The following is an 18810-nucleotide window of genomic DNA, read 5'->3' on the forward strand; positions in this document are numbered from 1 at the left end:
CCATGGCAACTGAAACCCTCGCCCGCCCTGTTCCCTCCACGGCCACGCCGTCCGCCGGCGGCAGGAACGGCCGCGGGATGAGCCCCGGCCGCATTGCCGTCCTGGCAGTCGCCGCCCTGCTGGCCGTCCTCTGGATGGTGCCCTTCGCCTGGGCAACCGTCACCGCTTTCAAGAGCGAAACTGATGCCGCCGCTCCGAAGATCAGCTGGATCCCGCCGTCGGGCTTCACCGCCGATGCGTTCGTCAAGGTGTTCCAGGACGGCAACATCCCGCTCTGGACCTGGAACTCCCTGTACACCTCGGCAGCCATCACAGTGATCACGCTGGTCATCTCAGCGCTGGTGGCCTACGCGCTGTCCCGCATCGACTTCCGGGGCAAGAAGGTCCTGATGACCGTGATCATCGCGTCCATCATCGTTCCACCGCCGGTCCTGATCATTCCGCTGTTCTACCAAATGGTGGCACTGCACATGATCGATACCTCCTGGGCCATCATCCTGCCGCAGGTCATCCACCCCGCCATGGTGTTCGTGCTCAAGAAGTTCTTCGACCAGATCCCGCGGGAACTCGAAGAAGCCGCGGTCATGGACGGCGCCAGCCGGATGCGGATCTTCCTCCAGGTCATCCTTCCGCTGTCCCGCCCCATCCTCGCGGCCGTGGCAATCTTCGTGTTCATCGGCGCCTGGAACAACTTCCTCTGGCCGTTCATCGCCACCAACGACGGGTCCGTCCTGACCCTCCCCGTGGGGCTGCAGACCATCAAAAGCGCCTACGGCATCCAGTACGCCCAGAACATGGCGTCCGCGTTGCTCGCGGCCCTGCCCCTGATCCTGCTTTTCCTGTTCTTCCAGCGCCAGATCATCAAGGGCGTTGCGACGACGGGACTCGCCGGCACCTGACGCCCACCTTCGCTTTCCACCACCTGCCTGACGTTCAACCAAGGAGATCATTCTTATGTCCCGCGCCAGAATCACCCTCGACCGCGACTTCACCATCGGCGAAGTGCCCCGGCGTCTTTTTGGCTCCTTTGTGGAGCACATGGGCCGCTGCGTCTACACCGGCATCTACGAACCGGGCCACCCGGAGGCCGACGAAAACGGCTTCCGCCAGGACGTCCTCAAGCTCGTCAAGGAGCTCGGCGCCACCGTGGTCCGCTATCCCGGCGGCAATTTCGTCTCCGGCTATGACTGGGAAGACGGAATTGGCCCCCGCGAAGACCGGCCGCGCAGGCTTGACGGGGCCTGGCACACCCTGGAAACCAACGCCTTCGGCCTTCACGAGTTCGTGGACTGGTCCCGCCAGGCTGGTACCGAAATTATGGAAGCCATCAACCTGGGCACCCGGGGAGTGGACGCCGCCCGCGCCATCGTCGAATACGCCAACCACCCGGGCGGCACCCGCCTTTCGGACCTGCGCGCCAAAAACGGCCACAAGGACCCCTTCAACATCAAGCTCTGGTGCCTGGGCAATGAAATGGACGGCCCCTGGCAGATCGGCCACAAGACGGCGGAAGAGTACGGCCGGCTGGCCCAGGAGGCGGCCAAGGCCATGCGGTTCGTCGACCCGGACATCGAACTGGTGGCCTGCGGAAGCTCCAACTCACGGATGCCCACGTTCGGAGCCTGGGAGCAGACCGTCCTGACCCACGCCTACGACGAAGTCGACTATGTTTCACTGCACGCCTACTACCAGGAGCATGACGGGGACGTCGGCAGCTTCCTGGCCAGCGCCGTCGACACCGACTACTTCATCGAATCGGTCATTGCCACCGCCGACGCGGTCCGGGCCAAGGGCAAGCACAAGAAGCACATCAACCTGTCCTTCGACGAATGGAACGTCTGGTACCAGCGGGGCCTGGACACGGAGGACCAGCCGCACAACGTGACCAAGGCCGGCTGGCGTGAACACCCGCGGGTCATCGAGGACAAGTACAACGTGACGGACGCGGTCGTCGTCGGAACGTTGCTCAACTCCCTGCTCCGGCACGGCGACCGGGTCAAGATCGCCAACCAGGCGCAGCTGGTCAACGTCATCGCCCCCATCTTCAGCGAGGAGAACGGTCCGGCCTGGCGGCAAACAATCTTCCACCCGTTCTCCAGGATGGCGGAACTGGCGAAGGGCCAGATCCTGCGGTTGTCCGTCGACTCCGACAAGTACACCAATACCCGGTTTGGCGATACGGACCTGGTCGATGTCAGCGCCACCTGGAATGAGGAGACGGGCCGGGTGGCCTTATTCCTCGCCAACCGCGGGCTCGAGGAGGCGGCGGACGTGGAGGTCAGCCTGCGGGGCTTCGACGCACAGCGGGTGGTCAGGGCGGAAGTACTGGAAATCCCTGACGGCGGCGACCGCTTCACCATCAACAACCAGGATAACCAGGACCGCGTGGGCCTGAAGCCGCTGGAGGGTGCCAAGGCAAACGGCTCTGAGCTGCGGCTCAGCCTTCCTGCGTTGTCGTGGGCCGTCGTCGAACTGGACGTGGTGAAGAACTGACTCCCGCATCCGCGCAACAAAAAAGGCCGCCCCGTGGGGCGGCCTTTTCTGTATGGTCCTAGCGGGAGCGCTGGCGGAGTCGCTGCATGTCCAGGATCACCACGGCGCGGGCCTCGAGCCGGAGCCAGCCACGCTGGACAAACTCGGCCAGGGCCTTGTTGACGGTTTCGCGGGAGGCACCCACCAGCTGTGCCAGTTCTTCCTGCGTGAGCTCGTGCGCCACCAGGACGCCGTCGGTGGCCGGACGGCCAAAGCGGTCGGCAAGGTCCAGCAGGGCCTTGGCCACGCGGCCCGGGACGTCCGAGAAGACGAGGTCCGAGAGGGAGTCGTTGGTGCGGCGCAGGCGGCGGGCCAGGGCCTGCAGCAGCTGGGCCGAGACCTCGGGGCGGGTGCGCAGCAGGGCGTTCAGGCTCTCGTTCTTGAGCCCGGCCAGCCGGGTTTCGGACACCGCGGTGGCTGTGGCGGTGCGGGGGCTGGGATCAAACAGCGCCATCTCGCCGAAGAGCTCGCCGGGGCCGAGGATGGCCAGGAGCGACTCGCGGCCGTCCGGGGACGTGCGGCCGAGCTTCACCTTGCCGGAGACGATGAAGTACAGCTGGTCACCCTGGTCACCTTCACGGAACACTGATGCGCCGCGGGAAAGGTCCACCTCGGTGAGTTCGTCCGTCAGCAGCCGGAATGCGTCGTCGTCGAGCGTGGCGAAAAGGGGTGCTCGGCGCAGTACCTCGATGTCCATGAAATCTCCTGAGTAAAAGTATCGGCTGTGGGCGCTTTTGCCATTGTTTCAGAATTTTCAAGGTTCTGTGACGAACTTGGCATGGGAAACGCCCGCAGGCAGCCCGCCGACGGTCCGCCGGAGGCCGCTGCACCCCGCAGAAGATTGTCAGCGTCCGCCACTAGAATGGGGGTTCAACTGTAAATAAGGAGCCTTTGTGGTCGGCCTGACTGTCCTGGACATTGTCCTGATCCTGGCGCTGCTGTCATACCTCGTCTACGGCCTCCGCAATGGGTTCCTGGTCACTGTCGGCGGCCTCGCAGGCTTTGCCGCCGGCGCCATTGCCGCTTTCTTTGCCGTCCCGCTCGTCAGCACCTTCGTTGAGGACTCCGGGTGGAGGCTCACCGCCATCATCGCTGCCGCCGTCGTCCTGATGGCACTGGGGCACGGCCTGGGAACCATGGTGGGGCGCCAACTCCGCGGCGTGGTGCGGATCAGGCCGCTCCGGGCGGTGGACCGGCTGGTGGGCGGGGCGCTGAACCTTGTAGTCTCCGCCCTGGTGATGTCCATGCTGGCATTCAGCGTCAGCTCCCTCGGCGTGCCCGTGGTGTCCCAGCAGCTGGCTGAATCCAAGGTGATCCGCTTCATCGACGGGCTGACGCCCACCCCGGTCAAGGCCACCATGGCGGAGCTGCGGTCCACGGTGATCGGCAACGGCATCCCCACCCTGCTCGAAGGCCTGGACCAGGGCCAGGCCGTCCAGGTGCCCAACACCAGCACCAATACACCCGCACTCAACAGGGCTGCCCAGTCCGTCCTGAGGATCGCGGGCACGGCCTATGAATGCGGCCAGAACCAGACCGGCAGTGGCTTCGTCGTCTCGGAAGACCGCGTGGTAACCAACGCGCACGTGGTGGCCGGCGTGTCGCAGCCGGTGGTGGAAATGCCCGACGGCGGCGCCATGCCCGGACGGGTGGTCTACTTCGACACCCGGCGCGACCTTGCAGTCCTGGCCGTGGACAACCTGCCGTCCCAGCCGCTGCAACTGAGCCGCGACCTGCCCGGCGGCAGCCAGGCTGCGTTCGCCGGGTACCCGCACGGCGGCCCGTTCCAGTCCAAGCCCGCCACCGTCCAGGACATCGCCACCGTCCTCGTCCCGGACATCTACGGCAACAATCCCGCGCCGGAGGACATCTACCGCCTTGCCGGGGACGTCCAGCCGGGCAATTCCGGCGGCCCGCTGCTCACCACCGACGGCCAGGTGGCAGGCGTAATCTTCGCCAAGGCAACCTCGGACGCCGAGGTGGGGTTCGCCATCACCATGAATGACCTGGACCCCGTCGCGGAGCAGGCGCCGTCGCTGGCCTCACCCGTCTCCTCCGGGCAGTGCATCCAAAAATAGGGCACTGCATCCAGACGTGAGGGCACCGCGTCGCTCCGGCTACAGGACCTCGGCCAGGTAGTCGATGGCGAGCTTGTAGCCGAACACTCCAGCGCCCACGATTACTGCCGCGCAGACCGGCGACAGGTAGGAGTGGTGCCGGAATTCCTCCCGCTGGTGCACGTTGGTGATGTGAACCTCGACGGCGGGAAGCTGCACGGCTGCCAGGGCGTCACGAAGTGCCACGGAGGTGTGCGTGAAGGCGCCCGCGTTCAGGACGATTCCCACGGCGGTGCCCCGGGCTGCGTGGATGGCGTCCAGCAGGACGCCTTCATGGTTGGACTGGACGCACTCCACGGCGAATCCGTAGTTCTTCCCGGCGGCCGCAGCCAGCTGTTCGACGTCGGCAAGGGTGGAGGTGCCGTACTTTTCCGGCTCCCGCGTACCCAGCATGTTCAGGTTGGGGCCATTGATTACGAGGATGGTGCCGCGGCCGGCTTCGACAGTGGAGGAGGCTTCAATCATGCCTGCAAATCTATCGGTTGGCCCTCCCTGCCGCGCATTCTTACGCCGGCATACACCATCGACTGCTGAGTACTTGTCGTTCTGAAGCTCCAAAACGACAAGTACGCGGCAATGGATGTCAGAGGGCCGTGACCTTCAGCAGTACTGCGTGCTCCGGGTTGAGGATGGGCATGGGCAGCCCCACCTCTGCCAGGAACCTGCCGCTGGCCTCTGCGCCGCCGGACAGCCAGGCGGGCGGCTCGACCTGCGTGAACGTGTGGGCATGGTCGGCGTCGTCCGTGGTGGGGAAGAGCGCTTCCACCCGGTAGCTGCGGCCGGCGTCGAGCCCCGGGATGCCGATGCGGCCCGGTGCCTCCGCTGCCGAGGTGCGCGTGCTGACCAGGGCGAACAGCGCCGCCGTCGTCCCTTCCTGGACGTCGATGCCGTCCCCGGCAGAACCGGCCACCACACCGTGCAGGAGCAATGAGTCGTCGGCGAGGTCGGCGTGGACCCGGCGGCCGCTGTGGATCAGGCCCCGGTGCTCCTTGTACAGCCCCACGATGCGCCGCAGCTCTTCGCGGTCCTTGCCCTGGACGCTTCGGATGTCCCACTCCATGCCGAAATGACCGAACAGTGCCGTGATGGCCCGGAAGGACAGGTCGTGGGTGCGGGCCGTGGTGTGCGAGGTGGTGGGGCCGATGTGGCTGCCCACCAATTCGGGCGGAACCACCGCACCGGTCCAGCGCTGGATGGTCTGCCGCTCCAGCGCGTCGTTGCAGTCGGAAGCCCAGATACGGTCGGTCCGCTCCAGGATGCCCAGGTCGACACGTCCGCCGCCGGAAGAGCAGCTCTCAATTTCCACGCCGGGATGGGCCTTCCGGAGCTCGTCAAACAGGCGGTACGCGGCCAGGGTCTGTGCGTGGACCGAGGGGCGGCCGGCGTGGCCGTGTTCGGCCAGGTCACGGTTCTGGTCCCACTTCAGGTAGCTGATGTTGTTCCCGGCCAGGAGCGCATCGATCCGGTCAAAGACGTACTGCCACGCCTCCGGGTTCACCAGGTCGATGACGTGCTGGTTGCGCCACTCCAGGGGAAGCCGGCCGCCGTCCTTGTGCGCGGCGGCGGAGGGGCCCACGATCCAGTCCGGATGCGCCCGGGCCACGTCCGAGTCCAGGTTCACCATTTCCGGCTCGACCCACAGCCCGAACTCCATGCCACGCGAGGTGACCGCGTTGATCAGCGGGGCCAGCCCGTCCGGCCAGACGGTCCCGTCGACATACCAGTCTCCCAGCCCGGCGTGGTCGTCACGGCGGCCCCGGAACCAGCCGTCGTCAAGCACGAAGCGCTCCACGCCCAGGCCGGCCGCGGACTCCGCCAGTTCAATCAGCGTGTCCAGGTTGTGGTCGAAGTACACGGCCTCCCACGTGTTGAGCACCACGGGGCGCGGTTTGCCTGCGGGCAGGCCGGTGGACGCGGCGGGCAGCACGTGGTGGGGGCGGGAGCGGAACCAGCTGTAGAAGGCTTCGGTGATGCCGTCCAGGCCGCGGTCCGAGTAGGCGGCGAACAGTGCCGGGGTGGTGTAGCTGCCACCCGGTTCCAGGGTGACTTCCGCGGGGCCCAGCAGCTCCGAGCCGCCGATCATGGTCCGGCCGTCACCGATGGTGTCCGCGAACTGTTCGTGGTTGCCGCTCCAGGCCAGGTGCGTCGCCCAGACTTTGCCATGCCGGTTGCCGAACCCCTGGGTGCCGGCGGCGAACAGCAGGGAGGAATCGTGGCCGGTGCGGCCGTGCCGTCCGGTCCGGACCCACGTGCCTTGCTGGATCCGGTGCCGCTGCGGGTGGCGTTCCCGGCACCAGCGCCCGGTCAGGTCCAGGAGTTCGACGGCGTCCGGTGCCACCGGGAGGACGGTGGCCAGCTCGTCCACCTGGAACGGGGTGGTGCCGTCATTGGTGACGGTGTGGCGCAGTTCCAGCAGGCCGCCGTCGTGAAGCTTAAGGGAGGAGGAGACACTGAGCCCGGCGTCGGCGTCGGCCTGCACGATGGTGGCGGCGGCGCCCTCAGTGTTCACGGAGGTGACGCGGAGGCGGGACGAGAAGTCGAAGCCGGCGGCGCCGGCGGTGATGCGATGGCCGCGCAGGGCAGGCCGGCCCCGCCAGGCGGAAGCGGCCGAGGGGAGGAGGCCGGCGGGAACGTGGGCGTCAATGGAGGAGTGCCCCACCGGAGCGCCCAGGATGCCGAGGTCCGGCACGTCTGCTCCCAGGGCGGCGCCCCAGTGGATGACCTCGGCCTCCCCGCTGTCGAAGCTGACCAGCAGGCTGGTGCCGGCGGAACGGAGGTACAGGGGGTCCATAGGAAAGTCTCTCTTCGTGATGATGCTGTGCGCTGAACGTTAAGGGATGGGGACAGGGTAGCCGGATGCCGCCGCCGCGAGGGGGCGGCGGCACCCGGTCGGGGTGGTTGCGACCACATACGCAGCCACGTGGAGGGGCTACTTGAACAGGGCGTTGACCTGGTCGTTGGCCTGGGTCAGGGAGCTGGCCGGGGCCTTGCCCGAGACCACGGCGTCCATGGCCGGCTTCATGATGCCGTCAACCTTGGCTGCCTTGTCCGCGATGGGGAACAGGAAAGTGGTGCCGTCCTTGACCTGCTGGCTGAACGGTGTCACGTCCACGCCCTTGGCCTTGAACGCCTCGACGGCCTTGTCTGCGGAGGACTTGATGGCGGGGAAGACGACGGCCTTGGCCGCGACCACGTCCTGGCAGGCAGCGGAACCCAGGTACTCGACCCACTTGGCGGCGGCTTCGGGCTTCTTGGTGCCGGCGTAGATGGAGTCAGCCAGCCCGTTGTACATGCTGGAGCGCTTGCCGTCCACACCCGTCGGGGTAGGGGCGATGCCGACCTTGATGTCCTTGTACCCGGTGTACTGGCCGATCATCCAGGAGCCGTTGGCGTTGATCACGGACTTGCCGGCCGCGAAGGTGTCCGCCATGCTGGCGCCCACTGTGGTCTCGAGCTTGGGCATGTAGCCCTTCTGCACCAGGCCTGCGAACCAGTCGATGCTCTGCTGGAACTTGGGGTCGTCATAGTTGAAGTGCTTGCCCCAGGGGTTCTTGTCCGTGTGCGTCCAGCCGGTGGTCCCGGTCAGGTAGCTCCATTCGGTCTGGCCCTGGCCGGAACCGGAGCCATTGAGGCCAAGACCGTAGACCGCCACGTTGTCCTTGTCGAAGCCGGGCTCATCGCCGCGCTTGCCGTTCTTGTCCACCGTCAGGTGGGCGATGGTCTTTTCGTACGTGCCGCCGTCCTGGGGGTTCCAGGTCAGGGTGGCCATCTGCTCCGGGGTGACGCCTGCGTCCGCTGCCAGCTTGGTGTTGTAGAACAGGCCGATGGTGTCCCAGTCCTTGGGCAGTCCGTAGCGCTTTCCGTCCTCTCCCACCCAGAGGTCCGCCAGGCCGGAGTTGTAGATCCCGGTGTCGATGTTGTCCTTCTTGACGGCGTCATCCAGGGCGAGGATCTGCTTGTTCTTGACGAACTCGGGGTACTTGGCCAGGTGGTCGGTGAAGACGTCCGGCGCGGTGCCTGCGACGAAGCCGTTGGTAAGGGTGCCCCAGTAGTCGTCCCAGCCGCGCTGGGTGACCTTGACGGTGATGTCCGGGTTGGCTTTGTGGAAGTCGTCGGCGCACTGCTTGTAGGCCGGGAGCTGGTTGGCGTCCCAGAGCCAGTAGTTGATCTCGCCCTTGCCGGGCTCGGCGGAGCCACCGCTTCCGCAGGCGGAGAGTGCCAGGACGGCGGCCGCGGCTGCAGCGAGGGAACCGAGTGCTTTCTTCTTGTTCATGAGGGTCCTTTCAGGGTGTGCTTCCGGGCGCGCCGCCATGGCGCGGCCGGGGTCAGGGAGCTGGGGAGCTGAGGGGTGTTACTTAATGCCGGAGAAGCCGATGGAGTTGACGATCTTCTTGCCGAAGGCGGCGAACAGGATCAGGACCGGAAGGGCCGAGACCAGGGTTGCCGCCATGAGGCCGGACCAGTCCGGTGCACCCTGGGGCGACTGGGACTTGAAGACGCCCAGGCCCACGGTGAGGACGCGGACGGATTCGTCCTGGCCCACCAGCAGGGGCCAGAAGTATTCATTCCACTGGCCGATGAAGGTGAGCAGGGCAAGTGTGGCGAGCGGGGCTGCGGCGTTGGGCAGGATGATCTGGAAGAAGATCCGGAGGTGCTTGGCGCCGTCGAGCATTGCCGCTTCTTCGACTTCGCGGGACATGTTCAGGAAGAACTGGCGGAGGAAGAAGATGGCGAAGGGGGTCATGAAGATATAGGGCAGCACCAGGCCAACCATGGTGTTCAGCAGGCCCAGGTTCTTGATGAGCAGGAAGTTGGGCAGGGCCGTGAAGATCGGCGGCACCATCATGGTGGCCAGGAAGAGGCTGAACACGGCGTTCCGTCCCCGCCAGCGGAGCCGGGCGAACGCGTACGCCGCCATGGCGCTGAAGAACACGGCCCCGATGGTGGTGATGGAGGCGAACAGCACGGAGTTGCGGAGGTAGGACCAGAAGTCGATCTGGGCGCCGGAACCGCCGTCGGCCACGGCTTCCTCCGGGGACTGCAGGCCGAAGACGCGCTGGAACGCACCCAGGTTGAACTCGGCGGGGAGCAGGTTGGTGGCGTTGGAGGCCAGGGCCCCGTTGGTGGACAGCGCGGTCCGCAGGACCCAGTAGAACGGGAGGACGGAGACGGCGACGGCGATGGCGACGAGGACCCAGGCGCCGGCGCGGCGCCAGTTGAACGGGCGACGCCGGGCGGCCGGCCGGGCGGGGGCGGAGACTCTTGCGGTGGTCATGGGGCGTCCTTAGTCCAGGTCCGATTCATTGCCCTTGAGGAACTTCATTTGGATGAAGGCCACCAGGGCGAGGATGACGAAGAGGATGACGGCCAGGGCGGACCCGTAACCGAAGTCCGATTCCGTGAAGGCCTTTTGGTAGATGTAGAACTGCAGCACGCGGCTGGCGTTGACCGGTCCGCCCTGGGTGGTGACGGCGACGGTGTCGAAGACCTGGAAGGAACCGATGATGGTGACGATCAGGACCAGGGCCAGGACCGGGCGCAGCAGGGGCAGGGTGATCTTCCGGAACGTCTGCCATGGGGAGGCGCCGTCCAGGTTGGCAACCTCGTAGACATGGTGCGGGATGGCCTGCAGGCCGGCGAAGATCAGCAGTGCGGTGTAGCCCATGTGCCGCCAGGTGTTGATCAGGGCCTGCGTGGGGATGGCCCATTCTTCGCTGCCGAAAAAAGCTACCTTGGGCATGCCCAGGGCATCGATGAAGTAGTTGACGATGCCGATCTGGTAGTCCAGCAGCCAGAACCACAGCAGTGCGGCGATCACGTTGGCCATCAGGTAGGGGAGGAGCAGGGTCCCCCGGATGAACGTTGATTTGGCCACGCGGTGCATCAGGAGGGCCAGGCCCAGGGCCAGCGCCGTCTGCAGGACGATGTTGATCAGGACGTACTGCGTGGTGACCGCGAGGGCGTTCCAGAAAAGGGGATCCTTGCCGATGGCCTCATAGTTGGCGGTCCCGATCCAGGTGGGATCCCCGAGGATGCTGTATTCGGTGAAGCTGAGGTAGATGCCGCGAAGCGTGGGCACCAGGTAAAAGGCGATAAATCCGATCATTGCGGGGGCGATGAAGAACAGTGCGGTCTTCAGGTCGCTTTGTCCCCGGCGCTTCAGTGGCCGGTGCACCGTGTGGGCTGCCGGGCTGGCGTTCCTGGTAAGGGTGGTCATCGTCGACCCTTTCGGCGAGTGTGATGGAAGTAACAAGCTGCGATGTAATCTACACGAGTAGATTTAGCTCGGCAATGCCTACGTCGAAATGTTTCTACACCAAGTATTTTCGCCATTCTATGGATATTGACTCGAGTAGATCCGAGTGAAACACTCGGACAAACCCCTATCGGAAGGCAAACAATGACGTTCTCCATCGGCATCGTGGGCGCAGGCCAGTTCGGCGGCCAGTTCGCGCACCTGTTCAACCTGCACCCCGGCATCAGCGCAGTCCACATGGTCGACAAGCTGCCCGCACGTGCGGAATCAGTGGCCGAACGCCTCGAACTCGCCGGTGTACTGCCGGACTTTGACGCGCTCCTGGCCTCTGACATCGATGCGGTGGCAATTTTCACGCAGCGCTGGACGCACGGTCCGCTGGTGGAACGCGCCCTCCGTGCAGGCAAGCACGTCTACTCTGCGGTCCCCATGGCAGTGTCAGAGGACGAAATCGAGCGCATCATTGAAGCCGTCCGGGAAACCGGTCTGGTCTACATGATGGGGGAGACCAGCTACTACAACCCGGCCACCGTCTATGCCCGCGAACAGCACGCGGCCGGCAGGTTCGGGCGGATCTTCTACTCCGAGGGTGACTACGTCCACGACATGGACCTGGGCTTCTATGACGCCTACCAGTACAGCGGCGGCGACCGGTGGAAAGAGACGGCCAGCTATCCGCCCATGCTCTACCCCACCCACGCCATCGGCGGTGTGCTCGGGGCAGTCCCGGCCCACGCCGTCAGCGTCAGCTGCGTGGGGGTCAGCGACCAGCGGAACGACGGCGTGTTCGACAAGGACGTCAGCATGTTCGGCAACGACTTCTCCAACGCCACGGCGCTTTTCGAACTGAATGACGGCGGCGTGATGCGCACCAACGAAATGCGCCGCGTCGGTTATCCGTCGCACATCCGAGAATCCCGGTTCCGGTTCTTCGGCACCGAGGCCAGTTTCGAACAGCTCGCCAAGGTCACCGTCTGGCAGGACAAGCAGGACGTCCACGACATCTCGGAGCAGATGGAAACCCGTCCCAGCATGTCCCTGGACGATCCGTCCCTGGCCCACGTGGCGCCGGAGCTTCGGGACGCGTTCGTGTCGGGACTCTCCCCGGTCCACGACGCGGGACGGCTGCCCGTGGAGTTCCAGGGAGCGCCCAACGGCCATGAGGGCAGCCATCATTTCCTGGTGGACGACTTCGTCACCGCGGTGAACAACCGGACGCTGCCCCCGGTCAACGCCTGGGTGGCCGCACGTTTCACCCTCCCCGGGATCGTCGCCCACGAATCGGCCCGGCAGAACGGCGCCCGGCTGCCCATCCGCGACTTTGGCGATGCCCCGGCCGACTCGTAGCTAGCATGGAGACCATGACATCACCGGCAGTAAAGGCTCCCCGTGGCGGCCCTGTGACGCGCAAGGACGTTGCGCGGTATGCCGGCGTCAGCACCGCCGTCGTCAGCTACGTGGTTAATGGCGGCCCCAAGAAGGTGGCGCCGGCCACCGAAGCAAAAGTCCAGGACGCCATCCGCGTCCTCGGATACCGGCCCAATGCGGCGGCCCGTGCACTCAAGCTGGGCTCAAGCGAGACCCTGGGGCTCATCATCCCGGACAATACAAACCCCTTCTTCTCCCTGCTCGCCCACGCAGTCGAGGATGCCGCCGCGGATCTGGGCTACGCCCTGGTCCTCAGCAACTCAGACGGGAACCTGGCCAAGGAGCGGCGCAACATCCGCAACCTTGCCGCCCGCCAGGTGGATGGAGTGCTGCTTGCCAGTGTCCTCTTCGAACCGGACCTCGAAGCGCTTGAAACGGCGGACATCCCGGCGGTACTGCTGAACCAGGAACGGGATGCCCCGGGTTTCAACAGCATCGGGGTCGACCTGGCTGCGGGAGCCCGGATCGCTGTCGAGCACCTCATCGGCCACGGGCACACCAATATTGGACTGGCCATGGGCACCAACGTTTCGGGCAGCATGGATGGCCGTGAGGTGGGCTGGCGCCAGGCCCTGCAGGAGGCCGGGCTGCAGGAAGGACCTGTCGTCTACAGCGGATTCACCTGGCCCGGCGGCTATTCGGCCGGCCAGCGCCTGGTCGCCTCGATCAACCGGCCAACAGCCATCTTCGCCACCTCGGATACCCAGGCAGTGGGTCTGCTGCGGGCTATCCATGAGGCAGGGCTGGCAGTTCCGGGGGATATCGCAGTGGTGTCCTTCGACGGATCGATTGAAGCCGAATACTCCTGGCCGCCCCTGACTACGGTGGAGCAGCCCGTGGCTGCGATGGCGGAGGCCGCCGTCAACGCCCTGGTGGAGGCCCGGCGCGGGGGAAAACCGAAACACAACATATTTCCCACAAAGCTTCACGTCCGGCAGTCCTGCGGCTGCCCTTAAACCAAGAGGTCACCATCCCCGCCGGCCGCGGGGATGGTGACCTTTTTGGTGAGGGAATCTTCCCTCATGGGGAGCCCTGCAGTTACTCCTTGACGGGGATGGACTGCGACTTCAGGGCTTCGATGGTTTTTGCCTGACCATTCTTGAGGGCATCCAGAAGGGTACCGCTGCCGCCCGTTGCCTTGCCGAAACCGTCGGAAACGTCAGTGTACGTCTTGGTCATGGTGGGCCCCCAGGTGAAATTGGGGTTCACGTTGGAGGACGCGTCGGCGAAGACGTCGTAGATCTTCTGGCCGCCGAAGTAGTCCACGCCGCCGGAGAAGGCGCCCAGGTCCTTGGCCGACTTCGCGGCGGGGTAGAGGCCGCCGAGCTTATTGGCCAGCGCCAGCGCCTCGGGATCGGTGTTCAACCACAGGGCGAACTTGGACGCTTCATAGGGGTGCTTTGAGCCCTTCAGGACTGCGGTGGAGGAACCTCCCCAGTTGCCTGCGGCCTTTCCGCCGGCTTCCCACTGCGGCATCGGGGCAACCGCCCACTTCCCGGCCGTATCCGGCGCTCCGCTCTGCAGGGTTGAGGCGCCCCAAACGGCAGAAACCCAGGTCCACTGCTGGCCCTTGTTGAAGGAGGCGTTCCACTCATCGGAGAAGGAGGGAAGGGTGGATACTTGGCCCTTCTCCAGCAGCTTCTGCCAGTAGTTGGCCACCTTCTCGGACTCCTTGCCGGTCAGGTTGACTTCCCACTTGTCGTTGGCGTTGGAGAACCACTGCCCGCCCGCCTGCCAGACATTGCCGGCGAACCAGTTGACGTCGCTGCGGGGGAAGTTGGTGATGTAGGAGCCGCGGGCCTTGATCTGCTCAGCTGCTGCAGCATATTCGTCCCACGTGGTGGGGACCTTGATGCCCGCCTCCTTGAAGAGGTCGGCCCGGTAGAACATCGCCATTGGACCGCTGTCCTGCGGGATCGCGTAGACGGCCTTGTCCTCCCCGAACGTCACCTGGCCCCAGGTCCAGTCGACGAACTTGTCCTTGGCGCCGGCTACTCCCTCACATGCGGCTATGTTCTCCAGGCCGTCCTGGACCCGGAAGTTCGGCAGCGCATCGTATTCGATCTGGCCCAGGTCCGGGGCGTTGCCGGCCTGCAGCTGGTTGAAGAAGTTCTGGTATGTGCCCGAGTTGCCGTTGGGGCCCGTCTGGACCTTCACCTTGATGTCCGGGTGGTCCTTGTTCCAGAGGTCCACCACCTTGTCCATGCCGGGTACCCAGGTGGTGAATGACAATTCGACCGGTCCGGAGGAGGGCTTGCAGGACGTGTCCTGGGACGCGGAGGTGCTTCCGCCGCTGGAGCAGCCCGCAAGGGACAGCGCCGAGACTATGGCAAAGGCGGCAGTGGCTTTTCCGTAACGCACGCGCATTTCTATTCCTTATTAGTGGGGTGGGTGTACCGGGGCGGGGCGCCGCGGGACGTGTAATGGGGGGAATCTGCAGGGGGTTATTTGACGCTGCCGGCGCCCAGGCCGCTGCTCCAGAAGCGCTGCAGCGCCAGGAACGTCGCGATGAGCGGAAGGATCGACACCAGGGCGCCGACGATGACCAGGACCCGCAGCTCCGGAATCTGGCTGATTTGGCTGTTCCATGCGTACAGTCCCAGCGTGACCGGGAACAGGGCCTGGTCCCGCAGCATGATCAGGGGCAGGAAGAAGTTGTTCCAGATGGCGACGAACTGGAACAGGAAGATGGTGACCAGGGCGGGAGCCATCAGGCGGGTGGACACGGTAAAGAACGTCCTGGCTTCCGAGGAACCATCGAGGCGCGCAGCCTCCAGCAGTTCCGTGGGAACACTTGCAGCGGCATAGATCCGCGCGAGGTAGACGCCGAACGGGCTGACGAGGCTGGGCAGGAAGACGGCCCAGAGGGTGTTGGTCAGTTTCACCTGGCTGAAGATCAGGAACAGGGGGAGGGCCAGGGCTGTGGCGGGGACCAGGACGCCGCTGAGTACGACGTTGAAGATGGCCTCCCGGCCGCGGAATTCGTACTTGGCCAAGGCATAGCCGCACATGGCGGCGATGACGGTGCCCAGCAGGGCGCCGAGGCCGGCGTAGAGCGCACTGTTCAGAAGCCACCGGCCAAAGACACCGTCGCTGTAGGTGAAGAGGTTGCCAAGGTTGGCAAAGAACGTGGGGATGGAGTCCGCGGTGAACCAGAGCGGCGCCGTGCCGGTGATGTCCCCTCCCGTTTTGGAGGAGGAGACCAGCAGCCACCAGATGGGGGTCAGGAAGTAGAGCGTGAAGACACCCATGATGAGCATCGCCGCACCGCGTGACATGATGCTGTGCCGCGGGCCCCGGGGGCTGCCGGATACGGGGGACGTCTTCTTGGTTGTGGTCACGGCTGTTGCTGCGCTCACTGGGAAACCTTCCGCTGGGTCGCCTTGAGGAAGACGAAGGAAAGAACGAATGTGGCCAGCGCCAGCACCACGGAGAACGCTGCTGCCAGGCTGTAGTTCGGCACCGACGCCGTTGTGTAGACGGCCAGGTTCGGAGTGAACGTGCTGCTGATGGCGGAACTGAAGCTGCGAAGGGTCTGCGGCTCGGCAAGGAGCTGGAGGGTCCCGATGATGGAAAACACTCCGGTAAGGATGATGGCCGGAACCACGAGCGGTATCTTGATCCACCAGGCGATCTGCAGGTTGCTGGCGCCGTCCAGTTTTGCTGCCTCGTAGATCTCCGTGGGGATGGCCAGCAGCGACGAGTAGATGATCAGCATGTTGTAGCCGACGTAGACCCAGGTCACGATGTTTGCGATGGCCCAGAGAACCAGGTCCGCGGAGAGGAAGTTTACCTGTGACGTAACGGCGCCGAAGGGGGAAAGCGACGGGGAGTAGAGGAAGCCCCACATGATCGCGGCGATAACGCCCGGTACTGCGTAGGGGGCGAAAAATGCCAGCCGGAAGAACTTCTTACCCTTCAGGAGGGGCGAATCGAGCAGCAAGGCAAACAGGAGGGCAAGACCGAGCATGATCGGCACCTGGACCACTCCGAAGAGCAGAACGCGGCCCACGGATTCCCAGAATTCGGTGTTCTGGAACACCTGCTGGTACTGGACGAGTCCGCCGAAGACCTGTTGCGGAGGTCCGAAGGTGCCCTTGCGTTCCACGGTGAGGAGGGATTGGACCACAGCGAAGACGATCGGCACCGCATAGAAGGCCAGGAAGAGCAGCCCGAACGGCGCAACGAACAGGAGGACGGCGCGGCGCTGGGCGGCCGACGTCCTGGGTTTCCGGGCTGGCGGTGCCCCCGCGGCCATTGCCGGAGCAGTTTGGTGTCTAGTCACTTTCATCATCCTTAAGGCCGGTGATGCGGCCAGTGGTTGGGGGTGCTGAGCTGAAGCTGCGGACGACGCGCACGGTGCCGGCAGGAATGACGACGGCGGTGGAGACTTCTTCCCCCGCGATCAGTTCGTATCCGTGTGCAGGGTATTTGTGCTCATCGTCCGAGTGGTTGATAAGGAAGGTGTACGTGTGCTCCGCGTCTGACCTGGCAATGACTTCCAGCCCTGCCGCGGTTACCTGCACAGCGACACCGGCTTCGGCGGCGGCTCCGGCCACAACATCGCGGAGGGCTTGGGGATCGAGCACTGTGCCGATGTACCAGGCGTTCCCGGCGCCGTACCGGTTGCGGGTCACCGCCGGGGTGCCGGTGAGGTGGCCCTCAGTGAAGGACGCTTTTGCCTCCGCGCCCTCCAGGCGCAGGGCCTCGGCCCACAGGGCGGCCGTGGCTCCGGTATCCAGCGGCAGGAGCTGTCCGGGCGGCATGGGCAGGAATTCCTCCGAGCGGACGCCGAGGAGGTCCCGGAACGCGCCCGGGTAGCCGCCGGTCAGTACTGTGTCGTTTTCGTCGACAATGCCGCTGAAGTAGGTAACCACGGCGTGGCCTCCGTTGCTGACAAAGTCTGTCAGGGCCGCGGATTCCTGTTCACGGACGAGGTAGAGTCCGGGAACCAGTGCCAGCTTGTAGCCGGAGAGGTCAGAGCCGGGGGCCACGATGTCCACCGTGATGCCGTTGTCCCAGAGCGCTTTGTAGAGGGAGTGCACCTGGTCCAAGTACCGTACGTCCGAGGAAGGGTGTGACTCCTGGTCGTAGGCCCACCACGCTTCCCAGCTGAAAACCAGTGCAGCTTCGGCCTTCACCGTGGTGCCGCCCACCCCGGCGAGCTTTTCGAGGATGTGGCCGAGCTCTTTGACTTCCCGCCAGACCCGCGAGTCTGTTCCGGCGTGGGGGAGCATGGCCGAGTGGAATTTTTCGCTGCCCTGGACGGAGGCCCGCCACTGGAAGAAGCAGAGTCCGTCCGCCCCGCGCGCCAGGTGGGTGAGTGAGTTGCGGAGCATCTGGCCCGGGGCCTTGGCAATGTTGCGGGGCTGCCAGTTCACGGCAGAGGTGGAATGTTCCATCAGCAGCCAGGGCTCGCCCTGGGCAAGTCCGCGGGTGGCGTCTGCGGCGAAGGCCAGCTCCACCGTGGGGTCCTCGAGCCGGTGGTCCAGGTAGTGGTCGTTGGCGATGATGTCCATGTGGGGCGCCCACGCCCAGTAGTCCTGGTTGCGGATGTGCGCGGCGACCATGAAGTTGGTGGTGACCGGGATGCTGCTGTGCTTCCCCAGCACGTCCGCCTCCGCCTGGTAGTAGCCCAGCAGTTCGTCGGAGCTGAAGCGGTGGAAGTCGAGCAGCTGGGTGGGGTTGTTGGTGGAGACCGTGATTCGCGGGGGCAGGATTTGCTCCCAGGCGGAGTAGCGCTGGGACCAGAAGGCGGTGCCCCAGGCGCTGTTGAGGGCATCCAGGGTGCCGTAGCGCGCAGTCAGCCAGGTGCGGAACGCAGCGGCGGAGACGTCGCAGTAGCACAGGGCGTTGTGGCATCCCAGTTCGTTTGAAACATGCCACAGCCGTACTCCAGGGTGCGTGCCGTACCGTCGTGCTACTTCGTCCACCAGCCGGAGGGCATACTCCCGGTAGCGCGGGGAACTGGGGCACCATGCCTGCCGGCCGCCCGGCCATGCCCGGACTCCTGCTGCGGACTCCGGGAGGATTTCCGGATGCAGGGTTGTCAGCCACGCAGGGGTGGACGAGGTCCCGGTGCCGAGGTTGGCCCCGATGCCATTGGCGTGCAGCAAATCCAACACCTGGTCGAGACGTTCAAAGGAGTAGGTCCCGGGGGAGGGCTCCAGTTCGGCCCAGCCGAAAATGTTGACCGCAACGAGGTTGACCCCCGCCTCTTTCATGAGCCGGACGTCTTCCTGCCAGACGGCGGGATCCCACTGCTCGGGGTTGTAGTCGCAGCCGTAAACGAGCTGTCCGTTCCCGGAAAGCTCGGCAACTGACGTTTTGGTGGGGCTCAACCCTGCTCCTTCGGCTTGCGGCAAACGTGCAAGACGGGGAAGCCCCTGCTCTTGGACGCTGTTGTCTCAACGATCTCTGTGAACGTTCCCAGAGCGGCGACGCAAATAGTGATGCAGGTCATCTGGGAACGTTCCC

The 18810-nt window shown here is 65.2% G+C and carries 15 protein-coding genes; 5 read left to right on the forward strand and 10 right to left on the reverse strand.

Features of this window, described 5'->3' with window-relative positions:
- Nucleotides 1–2 precede the first annotated feature (2 nt).
- Together MRBLMD1_RS00115 and MRBLMD1_RS00120 are read left to right on the forward strand one after the other, a co-directional pair.
- Complete coding sequence (locus tag MRBLMD1_RS00115; RefSeq protein ID WP_364396285.1) at nt 3–899, forward strand: carbohydrate ABC transporter permease; 897 nt, start codon at nt 3–5, stop codon at nt 897–899.
- Between the two features lie 55 nt (nt 900–954).
- A complete protein-coding gene (locus MRBLMD1_RS00120; protein ID WP_364396288.1) occupies nt 955–2493 on the forward strand; it encodes an alpha-N-arabinofuranosidase in 1539 nt (512 codons plus the stop codon).
- 58 nt (nt 2494–2551) lie between these two features.
- On the opposite strand, the gene MRBLMD1_RS00125 is transcribed toward MRBLMD1_RS00120, so the two are convergent.
- Nucleotides 2552–3229, reverse strand: a complete 678-nt coding sequence (locus tag MRBLMD1_RS00125) for a Crp/Fnr family transcriptional regulator (protein ID WP_011775987.1) — start codon at nt 3227–3229, stop codon at nt 2552–2554.
- 196 nt (nt 3230–3425) lie between these two features.
- Between MRBLMD1_RS00125 and MRBLMD1_RS00130 the strand changes: the two genes are divergently transcribed.
- A complete protein-coding gene (locus MRBLMD1_RS00130; protein ID WP_159630702.1) occupies nt 3426–4610 on the forward strand; it encodes a MarP family serine protease in 1185 nt (394 codons plus the stop codon).
- A 39-nt stretch (nt 4611–4649) separates the two neighbouring features.
- Here MRBLMD1_RS00130 and aroQ read toward each other — a convergent pair whose 3' ends face one another.
- The 5 genes from aroQ to MRBLMD1_RS00155 form a co-directional block, all read right to left on the reverse strand.
- Nucleotides 4650–5114, reverse strand: a complete 465-nt coding sequence (aroQ, locus tag MRBLMD1_RS00135) for a type II 3-dehydroquinate dehydratase (RefSeq protein ID WP_364396290.1) — start codon at nt 5112–5114, stop codon at nt 4650–4652.
- 118 nt (nt 5115–5232) lie between these two features.
- Complete coding sequence (locus MRBLMD1_RS00140) at nt 5233–7440, reverse strand: alpha-galactosidase (protein WP_364396293.1); 2208 nt, start codon at nt 7438–7440, stop codon at nt 5233–5235.
- 138 nt (nt 7441–7578) lie between these two features.
- Nucleotides 7579–8922, reverse strand: a complete 1344-nt coding sequence (locus tag MRBLMD1_RS00145; protein WP_364396296.1) for an ABC transporter substrate-binding protein — start codon at nt 8920–8922, stop codon at nt 7579–7581.
- 78 nt (nt 8923–9000) lie between these two features.
- A complete protein-coding gene (locus tag MRBLMD1_RS00150; protein ID WP_224027029.1) occupies nt 9001–9924 on the reverse strand; it encodes a carbohydrate ABC transporter permease in 924 nt (307 codons plus the stop codon).
- A gap of 9 nt (nt 9925–9933) precedes the next feature.
- Nucleotides 9934–10866, reverse strand: coding sequence for a carbohydrate ABC transporter permease (locus MRBLMD1_RS00155; protein WP_364396299.1), 933 nt, complete (start codon nt 10864–10866; stop codon nt 9934–9936).
- A 183-nt stretch (nt 10867–11049) separates the two neighbouring features.
- On the opposite strand from MRBLMD1_RS00155, the gene MRBLMD1_RS00160 reads away from it, so the two are divergent.
- Together MRBLMD1_RS00160 and MRBLMD1_RS00165 are read left to right on the forward strand one after the other, a co-directional pair.
- Nucleotides 11050–12252, forward strand: a complete 1203-nt coding sequence (locus tag MRBLMD1_RS00160) for a Gfo/Idh/MocA family protein (RefSeq protein ID WP_364396302.1) — start codon at nt 11050–11052, stop codon at nt 12250–12252.
- Between the two features lie 14 nt (nt 12253–12266).
- Nucleotides 12267–13289, forward strand: coding sequence for a LacI family DNA-binding transcriptional regulator (locus tag MRBLMD1_RS00165; protein ID WP_307489252.1), 1023 nt, complete (start codon nt 12267–12269; stop codon nt 13287–13289).
- Nucleotides 13290–13371: 82 nt separating this feature from the next.
- Here the strand turns inward: MRBLMD1_RS00165 and MRBLMD1_RS00170 are convergent, their stop codons facing one another.
- The 4 genes from MRBLMD1_RS00170 to MRBLMD1_RS00185 all read right to left on the reverse strand — a co-directional run bounded on the left by MRBLMD1_RS00170 (nt 13372) and on the right by MRBLMD1_RS00185 (nt 18674).
- On the reverse strand, nt 13372–14700 hold the full coding sequence (locus MRBLMD1_RS00170; RefSeq protein WP_364396305.1) for an ABC transporter substrate-binding protein: 1329 nt from the start codon (nt 14698–14700) through the stop codon (nt 13372–13374).
- Between the two features lie 77 nt (nt 14701–14777).
- A complete protein-coding gene (locus MRBLMD1_RS00175; protein WP_159635169.1) occupies nt 14778–15611 on the reverse strand; it encodes a carbohydrate ABC transporter permease in 834 nt (277 codons plus the stop codon).
- A gap of 77 nt (nt 15612–15688) precedes the next feature.
- On the reverse strand, nt 15689–16624 hold the full coding sequence (locus MRBLMD1_RS00180) for a carbohydrate ABC transporter permease (protein WP_414703650.1): 936 nt from the start codon (nt 16622–16624) through the stop codon (nt 15689–15691).
- Nucleotides 16611–18674 (reverse strand): beta-galactosidase, encoded by a 2064-nt coding sequence (locus MRBLMD1_RS00185; RefSeq protein ID WP_364396308.1) that lies wholly within the window; start codon nt 18672–18674, stop codon nt 16611–16613. Before MRBLMD1_RS00185 ends, MRBLMD1_RS00180 begins: the two co-directional genes overlap by 14 nt.
- Between the last annotated feature and the right edge of the window lie 136 nt (nt 18675–18810).

Source organism: Pseudarthrobacter sp. LMD1-1-1.1 (assembly GCF_040676255.1).
Taxonomy (GTDB): Bacteria; Actinomycetota; Actinomycetes; order Actinomycetales; family Micrococcaceae; genus Arthrobacter.

Bases quoted from the DNA above. Each gene is read 5' to 3' on its own strand.
- MRBLMD1_RS00115 (WP_364396285.1), top strand. From the start codon at position 3: ATGGCAACTGAAACCCTCGCCCGCCCTGTTCCCTCCACGGCCACGCCG.
- MRBLMD1_RS00120 (WP_364396288.1), top strand. From the start codon at position 955: ATGTCCCGCGCCAGAATCACCCTCGACCGCGACTTCACCATCGGCGAA.
- MRBLMD1_RS00125 (WP_011775987.1), bottom strand. From the start codon at position 3,229: ATGGACATCGAGGTACTGCGCCGAGCACCCCTTTTCGCCACGCTCGAC.
- aroQ (WP_364396290.1), bottom strand. From the start codon at position 5,114: ATGATTGAAGCCTCCTCCACTGTCGAAGCCGGCCGCGGCACCATCCTC.
- MRBLMD1_RS00140 (WP_364396293.1), bottom strand. From the start codon at position 7,440: ATGGACCCCCTGTACCTCCGTTCCGCCGGCACCAGCCTGCTGGTCAGC.
- MRBLMD1_RS00145 (WP_364396296.1), bottom strand. From the start codon at position 8,922: ATGAACAAGAAGAAAGCACTCGGTTCCCTCGCTGCAGCCGCGGCCGCC.
- MRBLMD1_RS00150 (WP_224027029.1), bottom strand. From the start codon at position 9,924: ATGACCACCGCAAGAGTCTCCGCCCCCGCCCGGCCGGCCGCCCGGCGT.
- MRBLMD1_RS00155 (WP_364396299.1), bottom strand. From the start codon at position 10,866: ATGACCACCCTTACCAGGAACGCCAGCCCGGCAGCCCACACGGTGCAC.
- MRBLMD1_RS00160 (WP_364396302.1), top strand. From the start codon at position 11,050: ATGACGTTCTCCATCGGCATCGTGGGCGCAGGCCAGTTCGGCGGCCAG.
- MRBLMD1_RS00165 (WP_307489252.1), top strand. From the start codon at position 12,267: ATGACATCACCGGCAGTAAAGGCTCCCCGTGGCGGCCCTGTGACGCGC.
- MRBLMD1_RS00170 (WP_364396305.1), bottom strand. From the start codon at position 14,700: ATGCGCGTGCGTTACGGAAAAGCCACTGCCGCCTTTGCCATAGTCTCG.
- MRBLMD1_RS00175 (WP_159635169.1), bottom strand. From the start codon at position 15,611: ATGTCACGCGGTGCGGCGATGCTCATCATGGGTGTCTTCACGCTCTAC.
- MRBLMD1_RS00180 (WP_414703650.1), bottom strand. From the start codon at position 16,624: ATGAAAGTGACTAGACACCAAACTGCTCCGGCAATGGCCGCGGGGGCA.